At 55.2% G+C, this 18499-nt stretch carries 19 protein-coding genes; 7 read left to right on the top strand and 12 right to left on the bottom strand.

The genetic code is table 11. From position 1 onward, the window contains the following. Positions 1–39 precede the first annotated feature (39 nt). Positions 40–702, top strand: a complete 663-nt coding sequence (locus tag CGL_RS03100; RefSeq protein ID WP_172796472.1) for an AMIN-like domain-containing (lipo)protein — start codon at positions 40–42, stop codon at positions 700–702. Between the two features lie 4 nt (positions 703–706). Here the strand turns inward: CGL_RS03100 and CGL_RS03095 are convergent, their stop codons facing one another. Together CGL_RS03095 and CGL_RS03090 are read right to left on the bottom strand one after the other, a co-directional pair. Beyond that, positions 707–2287 (bottom strand): Y-family DNA polymerase, encoded by a 1581-nt coding sequence (locus tag CGL_RS03095; protein ID WP_011013767.1) that lies wholly within the window; start codon positions 2285–2287, stop codon positions 707–709. Between the two features lie 8 nt (positions 2288–2295). Continuing rightward, entirely contained in the window at positions 2296–3087 is a 792-nt protein-coding gene (locus tag CGL_RS03090; protein WP_011013766.1) for a hypothetical protein, read from the bottom strand. Positions 3088–3310: 223 nt separating this feature from the next. Between CGL_RS03090 and CGL_RS03085 the strand changes: the two genes are divergently transcribed. Then, positions 3311–4276, top strand: a complete 966-nt coding sequence (locus CGL_RS03085) for a hypothetical protein (RefSeq protein ID WP_011265591.1) — start codon at positions 3311–3313, stop codon at positions 4274–4276. A gap of 63 nt (positions 4277–4339) precedes the next feature. Then, entirely contained in the window at positions 4340–4783 is a 444-nt protein-coding gene (locus CGL_RS03080; protein ID WP_011013764.1) for a hypothetical protein, read from the top strand. Positions 4784–4846: 63 nt separating this feature from the next. Here the strand turns inward: CGL_RS03080 and CGL_RS03075 are convergent, their stop codons facing one another. From CGL_RS03075 to esrS, 3 genes are read right to left on the bottom strand one after another with little or no spacing between them, the layout of a single operon-like run. Next, positions 4847–5173 carry a hypothetical protein gene (locus CGL_RS03075; protein ID WP_003860723.1) on the bottom strand — a complete coding sequence of 109 codons (327 nt, stop codon included), beginning with the start codon at positions 5171–5173 and terminating at the stop codon, positions 4847–4849. Beyond that, positions 5173–5865: a two-component system response regulator EsrR gene (gene esrR / locus CGL_RS03070; RefSeq protein WP_003854586.1), complete on the bottom strand. Its 693-nt coding sequence runs from the start codon at positions 5863–5865 to the stop codon at positions 5173–5175. Before esrR ends, CGL_RS03075 begins: the two co-directional genes overlap by 1 nt. A gap of 42 nt (positions 5866–5907) precedes the next feature. After that, entirely contained in the window at positions 5908–7050 is a 1143-nt protein-coding gene (gene esrS, locus CGL_RS03065) for a two-component system sensor histidine kinase EsrS (protein ID WP_101677580.1), read from the bottom strand. 164 nt (positions 7051–7214) lie between these two features. On the opposite strand from esrS, the gene esrI reads away from it, so the two are divergent. Beyond that, a complete protein-coding gene (gene esrI / locus CGL_RS03060) occupies positions 7215–8393 on the top strand; it encodes a two-component system EsrSR regulator EsrI (protein WP_011013762.1) in 1179 nt (392 codons plus the stop codon). A 296-nt stretch (positions 8394–8689) separates the two neighbouring features. Here the strand turns inward: esrI and CGL_RS03055 are convergent, their stop codons facing one another. The 3 genes from CGL_RS03055 to CGL_RS03045 form a co-directional block, all read right to left on the bottom strand. Further along, the gene (locus CGL_RS03055) at positions 8690–9133 is read right to left on the bottom strand and encodes an imm68 putative immunity domain-containing protein (protein WP_003860713.1); all 444 of its coding nucleotides are present in this window, start codon (positions 9131–9133) and stop codon (positions 8690–8692) included. Between the two features lie 141 nt (positions 9134–9274). Next, positions 9275–10846, bottom strand: coding sequence for a glutamine-hydrolyzing GMP synthase (guaA, locus tag CGL_RS03050; RefSeq protein WP_011013761.1), 1572 nt, complete (start codon positions 10844–10846; stop codon positions 9275–9277). Between the two features lie 6 nt (positions 10847–10852). Next, a complete protein-coding gene (locus CGL_RS03045; protein ID WP_011013760.1) occupies positions 10853–11764 on the bottom strand; it encodes a serine-binding transcriptional regulator SerR in 912 nt (303 codons plus the stop codon). A 90-nt stretch (positions 11765–11854) separates the two neighbouring features. Here CGL_RS03045 and CGL_RS03040 point away from each other — a divergent pair, with 90 nt between their 5' ends. Beyond that, positions 11855–12760, top strand: coding sequence for an EamA family transporter (locus CGL_RS03040; protein ID WP_011013759.1), 906 nt, complete (start codon positions 11855–11857; stop codon positions 12758–12760). On the opposite strand, the gene CGL_RS03035 is transcribed toward CGL_RS03040, so the two are convergent. Then, positions 12753–13877: a GuaB3 family IMP dehydrogenase-related protein gene (locus CGL_RS03035; protein WP_011013758.1), complete on the bottom strand. Its 1125-nt coding sequence runs from the start codon at positions 13875–13877 to the stop codon at positions 12753–12755. The two genes, CGL_RS03040 and CGL_RS03035, sit on opposite strands and share 8 nt — an antisense overlap. A gap of 116 nt (positions 13878–13993) precedes the next feature. Next, positions 13994–15514, bottom strand: coding sequence for an IMP dehydrogenase (gene guaB / locus CGL_RS03030; protein WP_011013757.1), 1521 nt, complete (start codon positions 15512–15514; stop codon positions 13994–13996). Positions 15515–15669: 155 nt separating this feature from the next. Between guaB and CGL_RS03025 the strand changes: the two genes are divergently transcribed. Further along, the gene (locus tag CGL_RS03025) at positions 15670–16050 is read left to right on the top strand and encodes a DUF5319 domain-containing protein (protein WP_011265586.1); all 381 of its coding nucleotides are present in this window, start codon (positions 15670–15672) and stop codon (positions 16048–16050) included. A gap of 49 nt (positions 16051–16099) precedes the next feature. On the opposite strand, the gene CGL_RS03020 is transcribed toward CGL_RS03025, so the two are convergent. Continuing rightward, the gene (locus CGL_RS03020; protein ID WP_011013756.1) at positions 16100–17128 is read right to left on the bottom strand and encodes a hypothetical protein; all 1029 of its coding nucleotides are present in this window, start codon (positions 17126–17128) and stop codon (positions 16100–16102) included. Next, entirely contained in the window at positions 17128–17694 is a 567-nt protein-coding gene (locus CGL_RS03015) for a sigma-70 family RNA polymerase sigma factor (RefSeq protein ID WP_011013755.1), read from the bottom strand. The genes CGL_RS03020 and CGL_RS03015 overlap by 1 nt, the downstream gene beginning before the upstream one ends. 441 nt (positions 17695–18135) lie before the next feature. Between CGL_RS03015 and whcB the strand changes: the two genes are divergently transcribed. Then, positions 18136–18435, top strand: coding sequence for a WhiB family transcriptional regulator WhcB (gene whcB, locus CGL_RS03010; protein ID WP_003854562.1), 300 nt, complete (start codon positions 18136–18138; stop codon positions 18433–18435). The last annotated feature ends 64 nt before the right edge of the window (positions 18436–18499 follow it).

Below are 18499 nucleotides of genomic sequence, written 5' to 3'. Positions count from 1 at the left end.
CGATTGAGCGAAATTGGGCGTCTTGCTTAGGTTTCGGGGGTGACCCAGGGTTACGGTGTGTGCATGATTGTGCAGCCAACTTCTCATTCAAAGCATCGTGCCCGCCTGAAGACTCTAGCGATTGTCGGCGCTAGCGCGTTGACTCTTGCGGGTTGTGGAACCTCCAATTCCACCACCAACGATGCTTCTTCTGTAACCCAAACTATGTCCGCAACTGCGGATGGCGCACAGTTGTCCAACGAAGCTTCCACCGGCCCAACCGCATTGGGCGAAGCCGATGTAGCAATGAAGACTCTCCGACCTGATGCGCCTGCACAGCTCATGGTCACCGATGTTCGGATTGGCTCTCACAGTGGCTTTGACCGCGTGGTATTTGATCTCACTGGCACCGGAACTCCTGGTTGGTTCATTGATTACACCTCCAATCCCACCCAGCAGGGCAGCGGAAACACCATCAACTTCACGGGCGATACAGCGCTGAACGTAAATATTGACGGTACTGTTTATCCTTTCGATTTGGGCCTTGAGGATCCAGAGATCGGCACCGTGGATGGCTCCGGCAGCATTGTCACCCAGGTCGTCAGCGCAGGTACTTTTGAGGGACGCTCCCAGTTCGTCATCGGCCTCAACGGCAAGCACCGCTACTCGGTCACTGAGTTGCAGGATCCGCACCGTCTCGTTGTGGATGTTTTAGCGCAGTAGTTTCCTAATATGTGGCCTCAATCCGCCACTTGTTGTCTTTCCACATCAACAGCCACGCACTGAGCTGCCTTTCTTCAGATACTGCCCGTCCCACCACTTGGAGGCGGGCATATTTTGTGCCGTTTTTCTCCCACCATCGATCATCCACCGGCCATGGCCCAGCCCAGCCAGTGATCAAATAGCGGGCCGGCCCCCAGGACAAGGCATACGGCGACGAGCTGAGCAATGCCTCTGCGGTGACGTAAATACGCTGCCCTTCTGTATCAATCATGGTCACTTGCGAGGCCGGGTGGTTGATCCCACCGCCCAACCGAGCAGGCAGCGGACCTGGTATTTTCCCTGGCCACGACCCCGCTGGATTGCGGATAGCATCACGTTTTTCACCATAGGGAACAAAATGAATGCGTTCTTCTACTCCCCGACCACCAGCCGGAACAGGCTGCAGCACCGCATCCACGCCCAAGCTTGATTGCACACGCTCAATGACTTGTCTGGCCACATGCTGCTGGCTGCGCCCGGTATCCCACAATCCGCCGCTGGCCATATCCGGTGGCACACATTCCAAAGGAATAAGCCACAACGCCGTAATCCCATCGTGCTCATTCGGATCATCGGAATGCACACCGCGCGCAGTCAACCACCCATCCAACTGCCAACGCACCCGATCCGCAGTTGCCTGTTCCGTTAAAGGTTCACCGGTACGCCAAATTCTGCTCACCGTATCACCAGTACTGAAATCGGCTGTGACCTTGAGCAATTGGCACACCACGCCACCTTTGCTCAGCAGTTGATGCAGGCGCGAGGCAAGGTTGCGCGCAACAAACGAGGCGGCGTCGACACGCAAAATAGGCTCCTCCGGCACATGCGAAACCTCCCAATCTGCATGCGTGATCGGTGGCGCGACCTTACGATCGTGCCTGGCACGCGCAATGTTGTGACACCGCAGACCAGCGTTGCCGAAACGCGTCGCCACGGCTTCTACCGGCAGTTCCGCCAGCTCACCAAGCGTGCGCATGCCCAGATCCGCCAGCGCGCGCACCACCTCCGCCTCACAACCCAGCGCTTCCTCGGCCGCCAGCACGCCCAGGGGTTGCTGCTGTAAAAAGCTTCTCGACGCCTCCCTCTTCACCACAGTCCCACCATTCGCCCTCGCCGCGATGACGGCCGTCGTGATCTCATCCGCAACCCCGGCGAAAACGTCGATGCCTTGGCGCAGGGCGGCGTCGATAAGCATCTGAGCAGCGATGTCCTCTGAACCGTAATAGCGCGCGGCAGCTCCCGCATCGACCGCGACCAGACCCGGACGAAGCACCTCGACGCTGGAGGCAACCTCACCGAGCGATGCCACGATGCCCTCAAACATCCGGGCATCACGATCTGCATCCGCGTCAACAACCTCCAGCTCAGGGCACACAGCCTGCGCCTGCCGAACCTTCATCCCACGACGCACCCCACGCTTGCGCGCAGCCACGCCACACACCTGGATGCGGTAATGCGCAGCAATCGCCACAGGTTTATTGTGCGCGGGAGCATCTTCATCCAAATGAACCGCCTGCACAGGCCAATCCGGAAACCACAATGCCATCACCCGCGTCATGGGACCGCCCGCAACGTTGTTGGCTGTTCAGGCTCAAGCAATGCTGCATCCTGAGGCCTACTGATCAGGACTTTTCCGCTGCGCACACCGTGAGTTTTCGACACAGCCCGCACCTGCATCTCAACGCCACGAATACGCCCACTACCTGCACCAATGCCAACATAATCAGTGATCTCTGCATCCACCGACAGCGCCGGTGAGCTTACTTTCGTGCCAACCATCACCAAGGCAGCAGTCCCCTGCCTCAGCTTTCCCAGCAACGGCCTCGCTCTGGTTGGCGACAGGGAAATCTCCGGGCCTTTGTACACGACCACATCCAACCCCTCACACAGCACCGCTGCCACATTCAGTGGCTCCGTACCAGGATTTGGAATAGCAATGATGTTCTCGCACACACCTCCGGAATCAATCACCCCGGCGTAGGCTAAATCCTTCCACCCAATCACCGCAGCGTGTCCACCCTGGGCAGTAATATGAGCCAGGAAGTCCACCACCACAAGTGGCTGTTCAACCAATTGAGTAACCGCACGACGCGGCAAACCATCCCCAGGGAAAAGATCAGAAAAAGCGGAAGGAACTGCAACTATGTCCTGTTTTTCGGCGAGAGAATCCTGCTTTTGTTCAGCACTTTCTTCCACCGACGGCTCAAACTTTGGCACCGCAGCACCCATGGTGGACATGCGTGAACGCAACGCATCAATGCGCTCCGCTCTACTTAATCCTGAAAGGTCAGGGAGCGACACCGGAGTGCCATCTCCCCACAACTTTCGAACACCTGTTCCACTCATGAGTTCCAGTAAACACTCATTTTCAACGGTGTGCAACCAGCCTGTTCATGCGGGGCTGGTGTGAGAAAAGGGGTGGTTGTGAAAAATCCACAGCTGCCCCAAACAAAGGCTTATCCCCTTATCTACTTTTCAAAAACCATTTCAACGTCCATGAAAATGAAACCTGCTAGATTTAATTTTTACTCGAAACGAAATCAAATAAAGGCTGAGGAAAAGTCGAATCATGTCTAAACGCTCCCGTGCTTTCGCCACAGCATTAATCGCCTTGGGCCTAGGGCTATCTTCCTGCTCTACTACGGAAGATACCGCTATATCGGAGACGACAGTGTCTAGTGTTGCAACGAAAACAACCTCGACTCTGCCTGAAATGAACTCCGCAGTATCAGCAGACGGCGTGACGATCACTATCGATTCTGCCTTCACGACAGACTCTGTAGAAATGGAATCCCTAGACAGACCTTCTGGCGACATCCAACCCGAGATGTCTAGAGAAGACGGAATCTTTGTCGTAGTCGAAACCACTATAAAGAACGAGAGTGGAGCAGATATGGACATCACCTGTGCATCCACTGGTTCAACTGTCTATGCAGAAATCTCCACTAATCAAGAGGCCGTATACCAACCAATACGCGATTTATTCCTCATCCCAGGAAACCCGGAATGCAACCATAATCTAGGATCCGGTTTCGACGCACCAATGACTTGGGTATTTCAAATCCCTAAAGATGCCACTGCGGAGCGATTTGGATTCACACATAGTGAGCTCGGTGATGGGAAACTAACTTGGATTGCACTCAATGATTTGAGTAATTCGGAGCCAGCTACTGAATCAACTATGCGAGACGAAGCAGCAATCGATCCGAGCACCCCTCAGCAAACTCCAGTACAGGAAACTGTGATCTCACAAAACACCATTGAAACTCCTGTAGCCCCTGCTCCTGCGGTACCTGCTTATGGCGCTTCTTGCCCTGTCTCGATGCTCCAGCAGCCAAGTCAAGCTGCAGATGGTTCAGCTTTGGTCTGCATTTATGCAGGAACCCCCAACCCAATCTGGGTCTACGGCCCAGAACCTCTCGGAGTCGGGACTGCTACACCGGGTGGGGCATGCGAAGGATACGAGGCCGGTGGGCAAGATGCTTCTGGAAATATAATGATGTGCTCAGGCGGACAATGGGTCTATGGGCCATAAATCTAAAATCAAAGAGTGCACTCCTGCAGCATGGGTTTTGGGAAGGCGATACTCTTAGAAATTATGGATCCGATGAACAGCTACAACACCATGAAGTCCCACGTCACCCCAATTCCAACGCCGGTGAGCGTGCGGCTGAGTAGCTCGGTATTAGTAGGTGCTGCCATCGCTTCATTAACCACTGATCTAGCCCCGGCCGTAAAGTTTTCTGTCACTGGAGTTGGTCTGGCACTCGCGCTGCTCATCGCTTTTGCGCATCCTTACCGTGGGGAGATGAGGATGTACCGCTTCCAAAACAATATTTCACCAGTCCCCACCATTGGCCAGGTGATGCCACTATTTTTCACATGGCTGGCGCTGATGCTTGCACCGATTATTTCAGGAGCGCCATTGTGGGCAACGATTCTAGTGTTCCTGGCAGCTACCGGCTGGATGTATTTAACGTTCCCCCACGTGGATGGCAGCCGGAAGCTGGCGTTCGCTGAAGGCCCCCGCCGAAACACCTAAACGGACCACCCAGGAAATCGACCTAAGCAGTCCGCTCCACTACAGCTCAACCCCAAACAGAGCCTAGAAGCCCCTCTTCTTTTTCTGCTTTTCTTGTTCTTCTAGGACCTGTTTGTTGCGGCGCCCCATTTCGATCAACTTGAGGTTTGCCCAGTTGTAGAAGCTGTGGCCGAGGATGAAAATCGCCCAGATGAAGAACAAAATAGGGATCGCGTACCAGTATGAGAAACCGGATTGCCACATCACCAAGACGGTGAAAATAACACTGAACAGCAGTGTTCGGGTGGGTTGGAAGGTGAATTTCGCTTGGCTTTGATCGATCTGTTTATCAGCCGAAGCTGACCTCCCAGCCCCACCCCGAGAACCAGCGCCACTCTTTTTAGCCGCCATTAGTCAAGATCCCTCGAGTGAGCCCACCGGGTCAACGCGTGGCGGTTGGATTGTTGGGTTTTCCGCAGAATGTTTGAGGCGTGGGTTTCCACGGTTTTGACGGAAATGAACAGTTCTTTGCCGATTTCTTTGTAGGTGTAGCCGCGGGCTAGTAGGCGGAGGACTTCGAGTTCGCGGCGGGTGAGGGCGTCGACAACTGGGTCGTCGAGGATTTTTCCGGATTCTACGGCGGCGTCTTTTTCGGGTGCGTCGACAATGCCTGCGCCAGCTGCGGAATCGGGGGCGGCGAAGGCGTCGAGGACGAAGCCTGCCAGGCGTGGTGAGAAGAATGCGTCGCCGGATTTCACGCGGTTGATGGCTTCGATGAGTTCTTCACCGGAGATTGATTTGGTCACGTATCCCCTGGCACCGCCACGGATGATGGCGATGACATCTTCCGCAGCATCAGAGACACTGAGTGCCAAGAAAATGGTGTCCACATCGGAGTCGTTGATCTGCTGGAGCACTGCGAGGCCGCCGCCGTCGGGCATGTGGACGTCGAGAAGCACTACCTCTGGTTTGCTTGCCTTGATGCCGGCTACGGCGTCGGCCACCGTCCCTGCTTCGCCGACTACTGTGACGGCGTTGCCTAGTTCTGCTTTGACGCCGGAGCGAAACACGGAGTGGTCATCGACCAAAAACACATCAACCATGCCTTTCAGGTTACAGCCCCGAAGACACGCGCGTACGACCAACTACACATCCATGGTGATTGCCACTTCGGTGCCTTCGCCGATTTCAGATTTGATGCGTACTTTTCCGCCGGCTCGTTCGACGCGGCCTTGGACGGATTCGGCGAGCCCGTGGTGCCCGTCGGGGATGTTGTCGGGGTCGAATCCTGCACCGCGGTCGCGGACGAAAATGTTCAGTTCGCCGAGCATAATTTCGGCGTACACATCGGCGGTTTCCACGCCGGCATGCTTGGCCACGTTCACGAGTGCTTCGCGGACTGCCATCACCGCTGCCTGCGTTTTCTCAGTCAGCGCTTCATCGGTTCCCACGGTCACAGGCACGATACGCAGAGCGTAAATATCCTCGACTTCACCGCAGGCGCGCTCCAACGCAGTAAAGACAGTGCCGGTTGTTTGAGGTGTTTTATCTTGGGAATCAAACAGCCATTGACGCAGCTCGCGTTCCTGCCCGCGGGCCAGGCGGGCGACTTCGGCGGGGTCGTCGGCACGCTTTTGAATCAGCGCCAAGGTCTGCAGTACCGAATCATGCAGGCGGGAAGCAATATCTGCGCGCTCAGCAGCTGCGGCTTTTTCCGCGCGCTCCTCGCCCAGCTGATCCCACATCCGCACCCACAGCGGAACGCCCAGCGCAGCCACACCCACCAGCGTGAGCACCACGGCCACCAGCGCCATGACGAAGCCGTCCTGGGTGTTCCAATTCATCACGATCAGCACGATCGCCACCAGCATCAACACACCGCCGGTGGCAATAATCAGCAGATTCGGGCCGGATTCCACCCCGCGGTCATACGCCAGCCACACCATCAACAGGCCCACACCGACCACGCCGATGGGCACCAACGTGCCCACCGCGAAGCCGGTGCTCAGCATCACCGACGCCGCAGCACCACCGATAGCGAGCAGCACCAGGCACCACGACACCCAGCGCTTGCTTGTCGACGCCTCCCCACTCCCCTTTTTCTCAATGCGCGTAAAAATCCAAATCAAGGCATACGCAAAAAGACCCGCACCGCTCAGCAACGCCGCAAAAATCAGCAGCGCACGAACCCAAAACACCGACACATTAAGATGCTTTGCCAGCCCCGATGCGACACCCGCAACAACCCGACCATCTCTTGACCGGGTAAACGTGGGATATAAAGGCACCGCTTGCCCCGCAGGCTGCGGGGTATAAGGCGCAGGTGTGTTACTCATATCTTCGATCATGTCATGCCCCTGCGACACCAAACCATCAGGGAAGACCCTGAACGCCACCTTTTCAGGGCTTTCCCCCATTCACTTATCAGCCTCAACACTCCACAATAGAGTCTATGAGTACTTTTCAGGAGCCCCACCACAACCAGGGATTCATCCCTTTTGCCCAACCTGGTTATGAAGCTCCAACACCACACCTTGCAACTGGTACTTTTCAGCAAATGTGGCAGACCCGCCCCGCACGCATCCCTGCCAAGCAAGGTGGTCACGCCAAAGTAGCTGGTGTCTGTGAAGGCATTGGTGTGCGTTATCAAATCGACCCGGTGCTCATTCGTCTATTTTTCGTGGTCACTGGTGTCTTCGGCGCCGGTGTCGCAGCCTATCTCATTGCATGGCTGTGCATGCCCCGCTACTCCGTTCCGGTCTCCCCCATCGAAGCTCTCTGGACCCCGGGCCACACCAAAGACCGCAACCACGGCTGGTGGCTGGTCATCGCGTTCTTTATGTTCTCAGGTGTTTTATCCTCCGGCGCTGGAGGAATATCCGGCCCAGCAGCAGCCATTACTTACCTTTGCCTTTTAGCCATGTGGTGGGCGTTGCATAAGAAACAACCACTTCCACCCCGCGGACTACTCACCACTGAATTCACTGTTTCTGAGGATGCCACCATGAAAAACGAAGATCTCTACCCACGACCCCAACCAGATCTAAGCACTATCACCCCCGTTGAGGGCTACTATGCACCCTTCGCGCAACAAACCCCCGAAGCGCCTCATTGGGATCCACTTGCCCAAAACCAATACAACACCTGGGATGTACAAGTCCCTCCACAAAAGCCTCAGAAAAAGCGCCATGTGTGGCCATGGATTGTCGGCGGTGTAGTTGGTACCGGAGTTGTCATGAGCGCCCTCGCAGGCCTGTTTATTTCAAATATCGATCCCATCTACTTTGAAGACGACCCTGGAATCGGCGATGTCAATCTCATCCCCACCAACGATGAACTCCTCAGCAGCTACACCTCTGGTGTGGGCGAAATGAACCTAGATTTCAGCAACCTCACCCAACTTGATCAGGAACAAAACGTTCAAATCACCTCAGGTATCGGTGAAGTCATGGTGACCCTGCCTGATGACGTGCCAGTAAGCTTGAGTTGCTCCGCCGGTGTGGGCACAGCGCGCTGTGATGTTGGAGACCTCGCCGCCCACAATGCTGATTTGGAAGGTCCGATGTTGAATCTGGTTGTAAATTCTGGAATCGGCGATGTGAAGGTGGAGTTCGCTGATCAGAATGACTAGCCCGACCCTATGTGAGTAGTCGATTTAGCAAAACCAGACACGCGTGCCAAGAACTTCCTTTTGCTTGAAGTTTTGGCACGCCTGTCTGGTTCCAAGTCCCCATAACCAAACACACGTGCCAAAGATTCAGATTTTTGAGGACCTTTGGCACGCCTGTCTGGTTTTGCAAAAACAATCAAAAATTCCACCCCAGGGCCGATAAAAAGTGCCCTCTCAGAATCGATTCTAAGAGCCTCCCAGCCTCACTTGGAGGCATCTACTCAACTGAAGAATCGGACTCCTTAAATGGGAGACAATTAGTCCAGCTGTCCGCGCAGCTCTTCACTCAAGTTGGCAAGCTCAGACAGGTCATCCTCATCGAAGCGATCTGCTGCTGCGTGGTCTTCTGGGGAGAGCGCAAAATACTTCAATGCGGTGTTGATTTGGGTGTTCTCCTTGGATTCAACATGCAGCCGGATCGATTTATCAGCTCCCCCAAGCTCACCCAGATTCACGCCACCTGTTGCTTTGTTTTCAGCCATCAACACGGATAGCGCTGCAACCAGCAGGAATGCGTCGCCGTAGCCGTCAATCTCAGTGTCGGTGTAGTTTCCAGAGAGTCCGTCTAAACCTAAATCCCCGAACAGGGTGTGAACCTCAATGGGATCGCCGGAAGCTTGTGCCAGGTATGAAACGAGTGCTGTGGCTTCTTCGGTTTTTCCAAAGTGGGGTGCCCAATAGGTTTCTAGGATTTCGCTCATCGGGTCTCTCCTGCTTTCTGATTTGGCAATAATAGAATCATTCCCAGCATACGCCCAAAAAGTTCCAGAAAACCCGGAGAAATGGGAAAAGCGACAATCTCCAATAAGGTGATTGCCGCTTAACGAAGGCTCATTTAAGGCCTACTCCCATTCGATGGTTCCTGGTGGCTTGGAGGTTACGTCCAGCACCACGCGGTTCACATCTGGAACTTCGTTGGTGATGCGGGTGGAGATCTTCTCCAGAACCTCGTATGGCAGGCGGGTCCAGTCGGCGGTCATTGCGTCTTCGGAAGACACTGGGCGCAGCACGATTGGGTGTCCGTAGGTGCGGCCATCGCCTTGAACACCAACAGAGCGGACATCTGCCAGGAGGACTACTGGGCACTGCCAGATCACGCCGTCAAGTCCGGCTTCGGTGAGCTCGGTGCGGGCGATCAGGTCAGCGTGGCGGAGGGTTTCTAGGCGATCTTCGGTGACTTCACCGATGATGCGGATACCAAGTCCTGGTCCTGGGAATGGCTGGCGGCCAACGATTTCCTCAGGCAGGCCAAGTTCACGGCCAACGGCACGGACTTCGTCTTTGAAGAGGTCACGCAGTGGCTCAACAAGCTTGAATTCCACATCGTCTGGCAGTCCACCGACGTTGTGGTGGCTCTTGATGTTTGCGGTACCAGATCCACCACCGGATTCCACGACGTCTGGGTACAGGGTGCCCTGAACCAGGAAGTCCACGGTGGAACCTTCTGGAGCTTCTTCCAGCACACCGGCAACTGCGCGCTCGAAGGAGCGGATGAACTCAGCGCCGATAGCCTTGCGCTTTGCTTCTGGTTCGGTAACTCCGGCCAGCTTGGATAGGAATGCCTGGCGCTCATCAACGGTAACCAGCTTGGCGCCGGTTGCTGCGACGAAGTCTTTTTCCACCTGCTCGCGCTCACCGGCACGCAGCAGACCGTGGTCAACAAAGACACAGGTCAAACGGTCACCAATGGCGCGCTGCACCAAAGCACCGGCAACAGCGGAGTCCACACCACCGGATAGGCCACAAATAGCGCGGCCATCTTCGCCGATCTGCTCGCGGACCTTTTCGATGAGTTCTTCAGCGATGTTTGCTGCGGTCCAGTTCTGCTCTAGACCTGCGATCTCAGTGAGGAAGCGGGTCAGAACTGCCTGGCCGTGTGGTGAGTGCAATACCTCTGGGTGGTACTGCACGCCAGCCATTTTGCGTTCCTTGTTTTCGAAAGCTGCGACAGGCGCACCTTCGGAGGACGCGGTGACTACGAAACCTTCTGGGGCTTCAGAGACGGCGTCGCCGTGGCTCATCCACACCTTGTGGCAGGCTTCGAGGCCTTCGTGGAGGACGCCACCGGCAACGTTGATGTCGGTGCGTCCGTATTCGCGCTTACCGGTGTTGGCAACGGTGCCACCAAGCGCGTGGGTCATGGCTTGGAAGCCGTAGCAAATGCCAAATACTGGCAATCCGAGATCAAGAATCTCAGCGTCAAGGGATGGTGCTCCCTCGGCATACACGGAGGATGGGCCACCGGAAAGGACGAGGGCTGCTGCATTTTTAGCGCGCACATCGTCTGCGGTGGCGGTGTGCGGGATGACTTCGGAGTAGATGCCGGCCTCACGCACACGACGTGCGATCAGCTGCGCGTACTGTGCGCCGAAGTCAACGACGAGTACTGGGCGATGATTTGTCTGAAGGCTCACAAGAACTCACTCTACTAGACGAGCCTCCAAATAAGATTCTTTGGCCACATGGGCGAGGGCTCGTCGAAAAGCTTTAATGGCTGGATGCCCCTGGCGCCCTTCCCTGACCGCGGTGTAGAGCGTGCGCGTGGGGTTGCCGGGCAGCGGCTGGATGTGCACGCTTTCCAGCATCGGGGTGAGCAGTGTGGGGGAAAATGTCACGGCCAAGCCGCTACGCACGAGGTGTGCTTGGAGCATGGGATCGCTGGTTTCAAAGGTCACGCGGGGCTCAAACCCGGCGCGCCGGCAGAGCCTATGGACCCATTCGCCCGCGGGAAGGTCGGGTGGATCGATGGCGATGGGGATGTCGCGGAGTTCTGGCAGGGTGAGGCCAGAGTATGGGCCGCTTGCTGGGGTGACGAGCAGCATGGGGTCTTCGAAGAGGACTTCGCGGTGAATGCTGGCCTCAACAAGGGGGACTTCCACGGGGTATTCCTCGCCGAGTGCGACGTCGACGCGGCGGGCGCGGAGTTCTTCGAGCGCTGCGGTGACTTCTAGTTGGGAGATTTCTACTTGCAGGTGTGGGTATTTCTCGGTCAGGCGCGCGATGGCTTTCGGGGCAAGGGTGAACAGCAGGGATTGGAAGGAGGTGACTTTCAGCGTTCCGGACACTTCAGACAGCGAATCTAGAACGGCTGCGCGGGCATGGTCGACTGCTGCCATGATCGCATGTGTTTCTGAGGCCAACACTTCGCCTTGTTCTGTGAAGTAGAGGTTTCGGCCGCTTTTTTCAAAGAGTTTCACACCAATTTCTTTTTCCAGCAGCGCCATTTGTTGGGAGATGGCAGAGCGGCTGTAGTTCATGGATTCCGCCACTGCTGTAATCGTTCCCAGGCGGTGGAATTCCTGCAGGATGTGTAAGCGGTTGAGATTGAGCACGACACCTCCAAAATTGTTCAGTATTACTTAACTATAGTTGGCTGTTTTTCGATCTAGTCCTTAAAGGTTTCTTTGGCAATAATCAAGGGCATGAATAAACAGTCCGCTGCAGTGTTGATGGTGATGGGTTCCGCCCTATCCCTGCAATTTGGTGCTGCCATTGGAACGCAGCTTTTCCCCCTCAACGGCCCCTGGGCTGTCACCTCTTTAAGGCTGTTCATCGCAGGCTTGATCATGTGCCTGGTGATCCGCCCGCGACTTCGTTCCTGGACTAAAAAACAATGGATCGCCGTGCTGCTGTTGGGATTATCTCTTGGCGGAATGAACAGCCTGTTTTACGCATCCATCGAACTCATCCCGCTGGGTACCGCCGTGACCATTGAGTTCCTCGGCCCCCTGATTTTCTCCGCGGTGTTAGCCCGCACGCTGAAAAACGGATTGTGCGTGGCTTTAGCGTTTCTCGGCATGGCACTACTGGGTATCGATTCCCTCAGCGGCGAAACCCTTGACCCACTCGGCGTCATTTTCGCAGCCGTCGCAGGAATCTTCTGGGTGTGCTACATCCTGGCATCAAAGAAAATCGGCCAACTCATCCCCGGAACAAGCGGCCTGGCCGTCGCACTGATTATCGGCGCAGTGGCAGTATTTCCACTGGGTGCTACACACATGGGCCCGATTTTCCAGACCCCAACCCTACTCATCCTGGCGCTTGGCACAGCACTTCTCGGGTCGCTTATCCCCTATTCGCTGGAATTATCGGCACTGCGCCGACTCCCCGCCCCCATTTTCAGTATTCTGCTCAGCCTCGAACCGGCATTCGCCGCCGCCGTCGGCTGGATCCTGCTTGATCAAACCCCCACCGCGCTCAAGTGGGCCGCGATCATCCTTGTCATCGCGGCCAGCATCGGCGTCACGTGGGAGCCTAAAAAGATGCTTGTCGACGCGCCCCTCCACTCAAAATGCAACGCGAAGAGGCGAGTACACACACCTAGTTAACGTGCAGGCTTACCTTTTGGAAGCTCTTCAAATCGGTGTAGCCACACTTAGCCAGCGCACGCTTTAATCCACCTTCGAAGTTTTCCACACCCCACGGCATCGTAGACGGACCATGCAGAATCTGCTCCAAGCTTGGTGCTGCCTCATCCAAGTCCACGGACTCAGTAACCACACCGCGTGGGAAACGAGGGTGCGCTGCCACTGCTGGCCAGAAGTAGCCCTTTCCAGCAGCTTCTTCAGCGCGAGCCAACGGTGAACCCAGCACCACAGCATCTGCGCCACAGGCAATAGCCTTGACTACATCACCGGAGTTTTCAATGCTTCCATCTGCAATGATGTGCACGTAACGTCCACCGGTCTCATCCAGGTAATCACGACGTGCCGCAGCGACATCAGCAATCGCAGTGGCCATGGATACCTCCATGCCCAATGCTAGGCTGTTGGTGTTCTCGCCGCCACCGACGATGATGCCCACAGCACCGGTACGCATCATGTGCAACGCGGTGGTGTAATCGTTCACGCCACCAGCGATGACAGGAACATCCAAAGAACCGATGAATTCCTTTAGGTTCAGGGCCTCTCCACCGGTGTTGACGTGCTCTGCAGAGATCAGGGTGCCCTGGATAACCAGCAGATCAGCACCTGCCTTGATGACGATTGGTGCGATCTCACGAACATTTTGTGGAGACACGCGCACAGCAACGATCTCACCGGAATCACGAACCTGCGCAATGCGCTCACTCAGCAGCTCAGTATCCAGTGGCGCTGCGTGCAGCTCCTGAAGAGTGCGAGTGGCTGCAGCCTGGTCGCCTTCCTCATACGCAGCAATCACCTTTGCGATCGCCTCATCGAGATCAGCATGGCGACCCCACAGACCCTCAGCGTTGATCACGCCAAGGCCACCCTGCTTGCCCATTTCAATGACAAACTCAGGGCTTGCCAATGCATCACTTGGGTGATTCATGAACGGCAGATCAAACTTGTAGGCGTCAATATGCCAAGTGGTGTCGACATCTTTGGATGAACGGGTGCGGCGGCTAGAAACGACAGAAATATCGTCCAAGCTGTAGGTGCGTCGTGCCTCACGGCCGATACCGATTTCAACGTGGTCACGCATTGTGACGGGCCTCCCTTAAATGGTCGTATACGACGAAGACTTTACCCGAGATACGCGACACAACCAGAAACAGCCCGATTTCAATGAAGAAATCGGGCTGTTTAAGTGAGCAAAATCTAGTGGTAGTTAGGAGCTTCCACAGTCTGCTGGATGTGGTGCGGGTGGGATTCCTTCAGACCCGCGCTGGTGATCTGCACGAAACGAGCGTTGTGCAGCTCTTCAATGGTGGAGGAACCGGTGTAGCCCATTGCTGCACGAAGTCCACCGACCTGCTGGTGAATGATGTCTCCGATGGGACCGCGGAAAGGCACGCGACCTTCGATGCCTTCTGGAACGAGCTTGTCTTCGCTCTTAACGTCAGACTGGAAGTAACGGTCCTTGGAGTAGGAACGCTTCTCACCACTAAGTCCACGGCCCTGCATAGCGCCCATGGAGCCCATGCCGCGGTAACGCTTGTACTGCTTGCCGTTGATGGTGATGGTCTCACCAGGAGCCTCAGCGGTACCAGCCAGCATGGAGCCCAGCATCACGGAGTTAGCGCCAGCAGCCAAAGCCTTAGCGATATCACCAGAGAACTGCATGCCGCCATCGGCGATGATAGGAACGCCAGCCTTGTGAGCTGGAACAGCTGCCTCCATGATCGCAGTGATCTGAGGTGCACCGACACCTGCGACAACGCGAGTGGTGCAAATAGAACCTGGGCCAATACCCACCTTGATAGCGTCTGCGCCAGCTTCAATCATGGCCTGCGCAGCCTCGCGGGTCGCCAAGTTGCCGCCAACGATATCGACCTTGGGGAACGACTTCTTCACGCGGGACACCATGTCCAAAACTCCACGGCTATGGGCGTGTGCAGAGTCTACGACCAAAATGTCGACGCCGGCGTCGGCAAGCGCACCAGCTCGCTGGAATGACTCCTCGCCCGTGCCGATGCCAGCCGCAACCAGCAGACGACCTGATGCATCCTTGGATGCGTTCGGGTGCTGCTCAGTCTTAACGAAGTCCTTCACCGTGATCAGACCGACAAGCTTGCCGTCCTTTGCGATGATAGGAAGCTTCTCCACCTTGTTTGCAGACAGCAAAGCAAGAGCCTGCTCCTTGGTGACGCCCTCTTCAGCAACAACCAAAGGCATTGGGGTCATAACTTCAGCGACACGACGGTTCATGTCGCTTTCAAAACGCATATCGCGGTTGGTGCAAATACCAACCAACTTTCCGGCCTCATCAACAACAGGCAGACCGGAAATGCGGAAGCGTGCACACAGATCATCCACTTCTTGGATGCTCATGTCAGGAGTACAGGTAACAGGATCAGTGACCATTCCAGACTCAGAACGCTTCACCAGCTCAACGTTTTCTGCCTGCTCTTGAATAGACAGGTTGCGGTGCAAAACACCAATGCCGCCATGGCGTGCCATGCCGATAGCCATGCGAGCCTCGGTGACAGTATCCATTGCGGCAGAAAGAATAGGGGTGTTAAGGCGAATATTACGTGTTAACTGCGTCGAGGTATCTACCTCTGAAGGAACAACGTCCGACGCATCTGGAAGCAAAAGTACGTCATCAAAGGTTAATCCAACAAGGGCAACCTTGTTTGGGTTGTCTCCTCCGGTAGAAACTCGGCTCTGGGTTGTCATGTGCGACAGTTCCTCCTCATAGTGTGTCCACAATTATCTAAACTTTAGTAGCTTGTCCTTAAATCGGATAACCGCTGCAGCTCACACGCTATTCCACAACCGGAAATCTGGCAGTGTATTGGGTTTTAGCAACCTCTGCCAATAGGGTGGAAGATGTGAACTTTGATGCGATGATGCCCCGCGACCCGTTTGCCGATGATCCCAATGACCCGGCATCGTTTATTACCGACGATGACCCTTATGATCATCCCGAACCGCTTTCTGAAGAAGAGCGAATCCACGTGAGCCAAGACCTTCGCCTCGTGATGGAATTTAAAAAAGTTTTAGGTCCCCGAGGAATCGAAGGCGTGTTCTTCATGTGCGAAGACTGCGAAGAGTTCCACTACTACGACTGGGACATCATGGCAGCAAACATGCGCGCCACCTTGGCTGGGGAACTCAGCCCCGTGCATGAACCAAGTGCGCAACCCAATATTGATGCCTATGTGCCGTGGGACTACTGCATTGGTTACCTAGACGGACTTGAAGCCAAATAAAAACTGCTAGCAACTAAAGATACGTTGCTAGCAGTTTTTATATTTTTACCTAGTTTCCAGGAGTCTGAGGTGGCACAAGTCCAGAGTCACCATCATTGCCGGTTCCCTCACCGCCACCAGTTGAAGGCGTAGAAGTCGGGGCAGCTGTGGTTGTTGGCTCTGGATTAGGAGTCCAGACCGGTGGAGCAACCGCAGTGGTTGTCACTGTCTGTACCTCGGTGGAGGTAACAGTTTGAGTTTCCGTGACCGGTGGTTCCGGACTTGCGGATTCAGTAACCGTTGCAGTCAACGTCTGAGTACCTGGTTCAGATTCAACCGTTCGGGTTGCCTCCGACGGCGCCTTTCGAGGAGGTGCCATGCCATCCAGCATTGCTCGAGCCTGCTCGAGTAGAGCACGTGCCCCTTCCACATCGCCACTAGCTGTACGACTATCAACTTCTTCCAGCGTGGAGGCAAGCTCCACCACGCTTGGAGAATCTTGATTGCCAAACAGCTGCTGATTCATGCCATACAACGGGGAGTTTTCATCAGCGTTGTACACTGCTGCTCCACCGCCTGCGATGACTAGAGTTGCAGCTGCAGCACCCACCAAACCGCTAAGGAATGGGTGAGATTTGCGCTGGGTTGCCGAAGCATCCAGTGAATGAACCCCGCTTGATCCGCTCTTGGCACGCTTCTCACGGCGTGCTGCAAGTGGAACAACAGTTGCGGACTCATCTGCATCAGCTGAATTAGTTGCAGTGTTGGGGGTATCAGAAATAGAAACAGGTGCGAATTCTTGGGTTGCAGGGTTTGATGCCTGCATAACCGTGGTGTCCGAAGTGGATTCCACTGGCAAATCCTGATCCTGATCCAAAATTCCAGGGAGCAAAGTAGACCAATCCGGCATTGTTGCCGGCGGCTCCTGAGCTTCCTTTGTTAAATCGAGGAGGAGGCCAGCGAGGGCGTCATCGCCCTCTGAGGGATCAACGCCGCGGGACAGGTCAGTCAAGAACGCGTCGTCGTCGAACAGCTGCTTTAGCTGTCCTTTAACGTGTTCCTGGCCATCCTGCTCACCACCATGTAGACGTCGAGTCATTACTTGTTCTCCTGCTGCTCAAGTGTGCTTCGAAGTGTCGTGAGTGCCCTGTGTTGGGCAACTCGTACAGCACCTGGGGTGCTGCCCACCATCTCTGCAGTTTCTTCTGCGGAAAGACCAACGATAACTCTCAAGATAAGAATGTCGCGTGCCTTTTCACTCAGTAGATCGAGAAGTTCCCTAACTCTGTTACTTCCATCGCTGACCAGCGCAAAGTCTTCGGGGGTAAAAGTATCTGGTGAAGTTTCTGGGACTTCCTCAATAGGAGTCGATTTATCCCTCGACATCGCCCTGTGAGCATCTGCGACCTTGTTAGATGCAATGCCGTAGACAAACGCCATGAACGGCCTACCCTGGTCGACAAAGTTCCTAATGGAGGTGGCTACCGCCAGGCAGATTTCTTGAGCAACGTCTTCTGCCGTTGGCTGGCGTCCACCTCCAATACGAGCGCGAGCATAACGCAAAACAATGGGGTGAATAATCTCCATTATTCTTTGCAATGCCCGACGATCGCCCGCCGTTGCCTGCGGTACCAGGTCAGCGAGCTCGCGCTCAGTATCAGCCAAGTTCTCGCACCTTCCTGCATCAAAACCCTAAAAGTTTAATAATAAGACAAGTATAAAGCCCTCATGCATTTATGCAGGGGTAATTCACCCAGTTGGATTTTGGCCTCACGGGTTTTCACCATCTTAGCAACTAGAACCCCCAACACCTTGATCTCCTCACATACTGACAGATAACACCCATCCCCTTAACCCCGTCCTGACCTGCAAAAACAAGTTATCTATAAGAATTCACCGGAGATTCACCTCGACACATAACCGCAGGTCAGAACGGGCGTACTAGCAGGAGTTCGCCTGCATATGGCCATTTAGTCAGCTTTGCTTCACTAACAAGTCACAATCTGTTCATCATTGCGGTCGACACTGTTGTCTCGGGCGAACACCCCACATCAGAGAACGCGATCAAAGCTATAAAAAGTAGCTGACAATAGGGAGTATTTGAAGATGACATTGCCTCACCAGCTTCCCGGGCCAAATGCAGACTTCTGGGACTGGCAGTTGCACGGAACGTGCCGCGGCGAGACCTCCGACGTGTTCTATCACCCGGACGGCGAGCGCGGTCGTGCTCGCCAGCGTCGGGAGCTGCGCGCAAAGGCCATCTGTGCAGCATGCCCAGTATTGGAATCCTGCCGCAAGCATGCACTAGCTGTAGCAGAGCCTTATGGAGTATGGGGCGGACTTTCAGAGTCCGAACGACTGGTTATCCTTCGCAACAACGAGCGCAAGCAACCAGTAGCAGTTTAAAAGAGCAGACCCGGTCACCAGACCGGGTCTTTATTCTTATGCAGAGCTCTTTTGCACAGTAACT

It is taken from the genome of Corynebacterium glutamicum ATCC 13032 (assembly GCF_000011325.1).
Taxonomy (GTDB): domain Bacteria; phylum Actinomycetota; class Actinomycetes; order Mycobacteriales; family Mycobacteriaceae; genus Corynebacterium; species Corynebacterium glutamicum.
This window is presented reverse-complemented; position numbering and strand designations above follow the sequence as displayed.

Bases quoted from the DNA above. Each gene is read 5' to 3' on its own strand.
- CGL_RS03095 (WP_011013767.1), bottom strand. From the start codon at position 2,287: ATGGCATTGTGGTTTCCGGATTGGCCTGTGCAGGCGGTTCATTTGGAT.
- CGL_RS03090 (WP_011013766.1), bottom strand. From the start codon at position 3,087: ATGAGTGGAACAGGTGTTCGAAAGTTGTGGGGAGATGGCACTCCGGTG.
- CGL_RS03085 (WP_011265591.1), top strand. From the start codon at position 3,311: ATGTCTAAACGCTCCCGTGCTTTCGCCACAGCATTAATCGCCTTGGGC.
- CGL_RS03080 (WP_011013764.1), top strand. From the start codon at position 4,340: ATGGATCCGATGAACAGCTACAACACCATGAAGTCCCACGTCACCCCA.
- CGL_RS03075 (WP_003860723.1), bottom strand. From the start codon at position 5,173: ATGGCGGCTAAAAAGAGTGGCGCTGGTTCTCGGGGTGGGGCTGGGAGG.
- esrR (WP_003854586.1), bottom strand. From the start codon at position 5,865: ATGGTTGATGTGTTTTTGGTCGATGACCACTCCGTGTTTCGCTCCGGC.
- esrI (WP_011013762.1), top strand. From the start codon at position 7,215: ATGAGTACTTTTCAGGAGCCCCACCACAACCAGGGATTCATCCCTTTT.
- CGL_RS03055 (WP_003860713.1), bottom strand. From the start codon at position 9,133: ATGAGCGAAATCCTAGAAACCTATTGGGCACCCCACTTTGGAAAAACC.
- CGL_RS03040 (WP_011013759.1), top strand. From the start codon at position 11,855: ATGAATAAACAGTCCGCTGCAGTGTTGATGGTGATGGGTTCCGCCCTA.
- CGL_RS03035 (WP_011013758.1), bottom strand. From the start codon at position 13,877: ATGCGTGACCACGTTGAAATCGGTATCGGCCGTGAGGCACGACGCACC.
- guaB (WP_011013757.1), bottom strand. From the start codon at position 15,514: ATGACAACCCAGAGCCGAGTTTCTACCGGAGGAGACAACCCAAACAAG.
- CGL_RS03020 (WP_011013756.1), bottom strand. From the start codon at position 17,128: ATGACTCGACGTCTACATGGTGGTGAGCAGGATGGCCAGGAACACGTT.
- whcB (WP_003854562.1), top strand. From the start codon at position 18,136: ATGACATTGCCTCACCAGCTTCCCGGGCCAAATGCAGACTTCTGGGAC.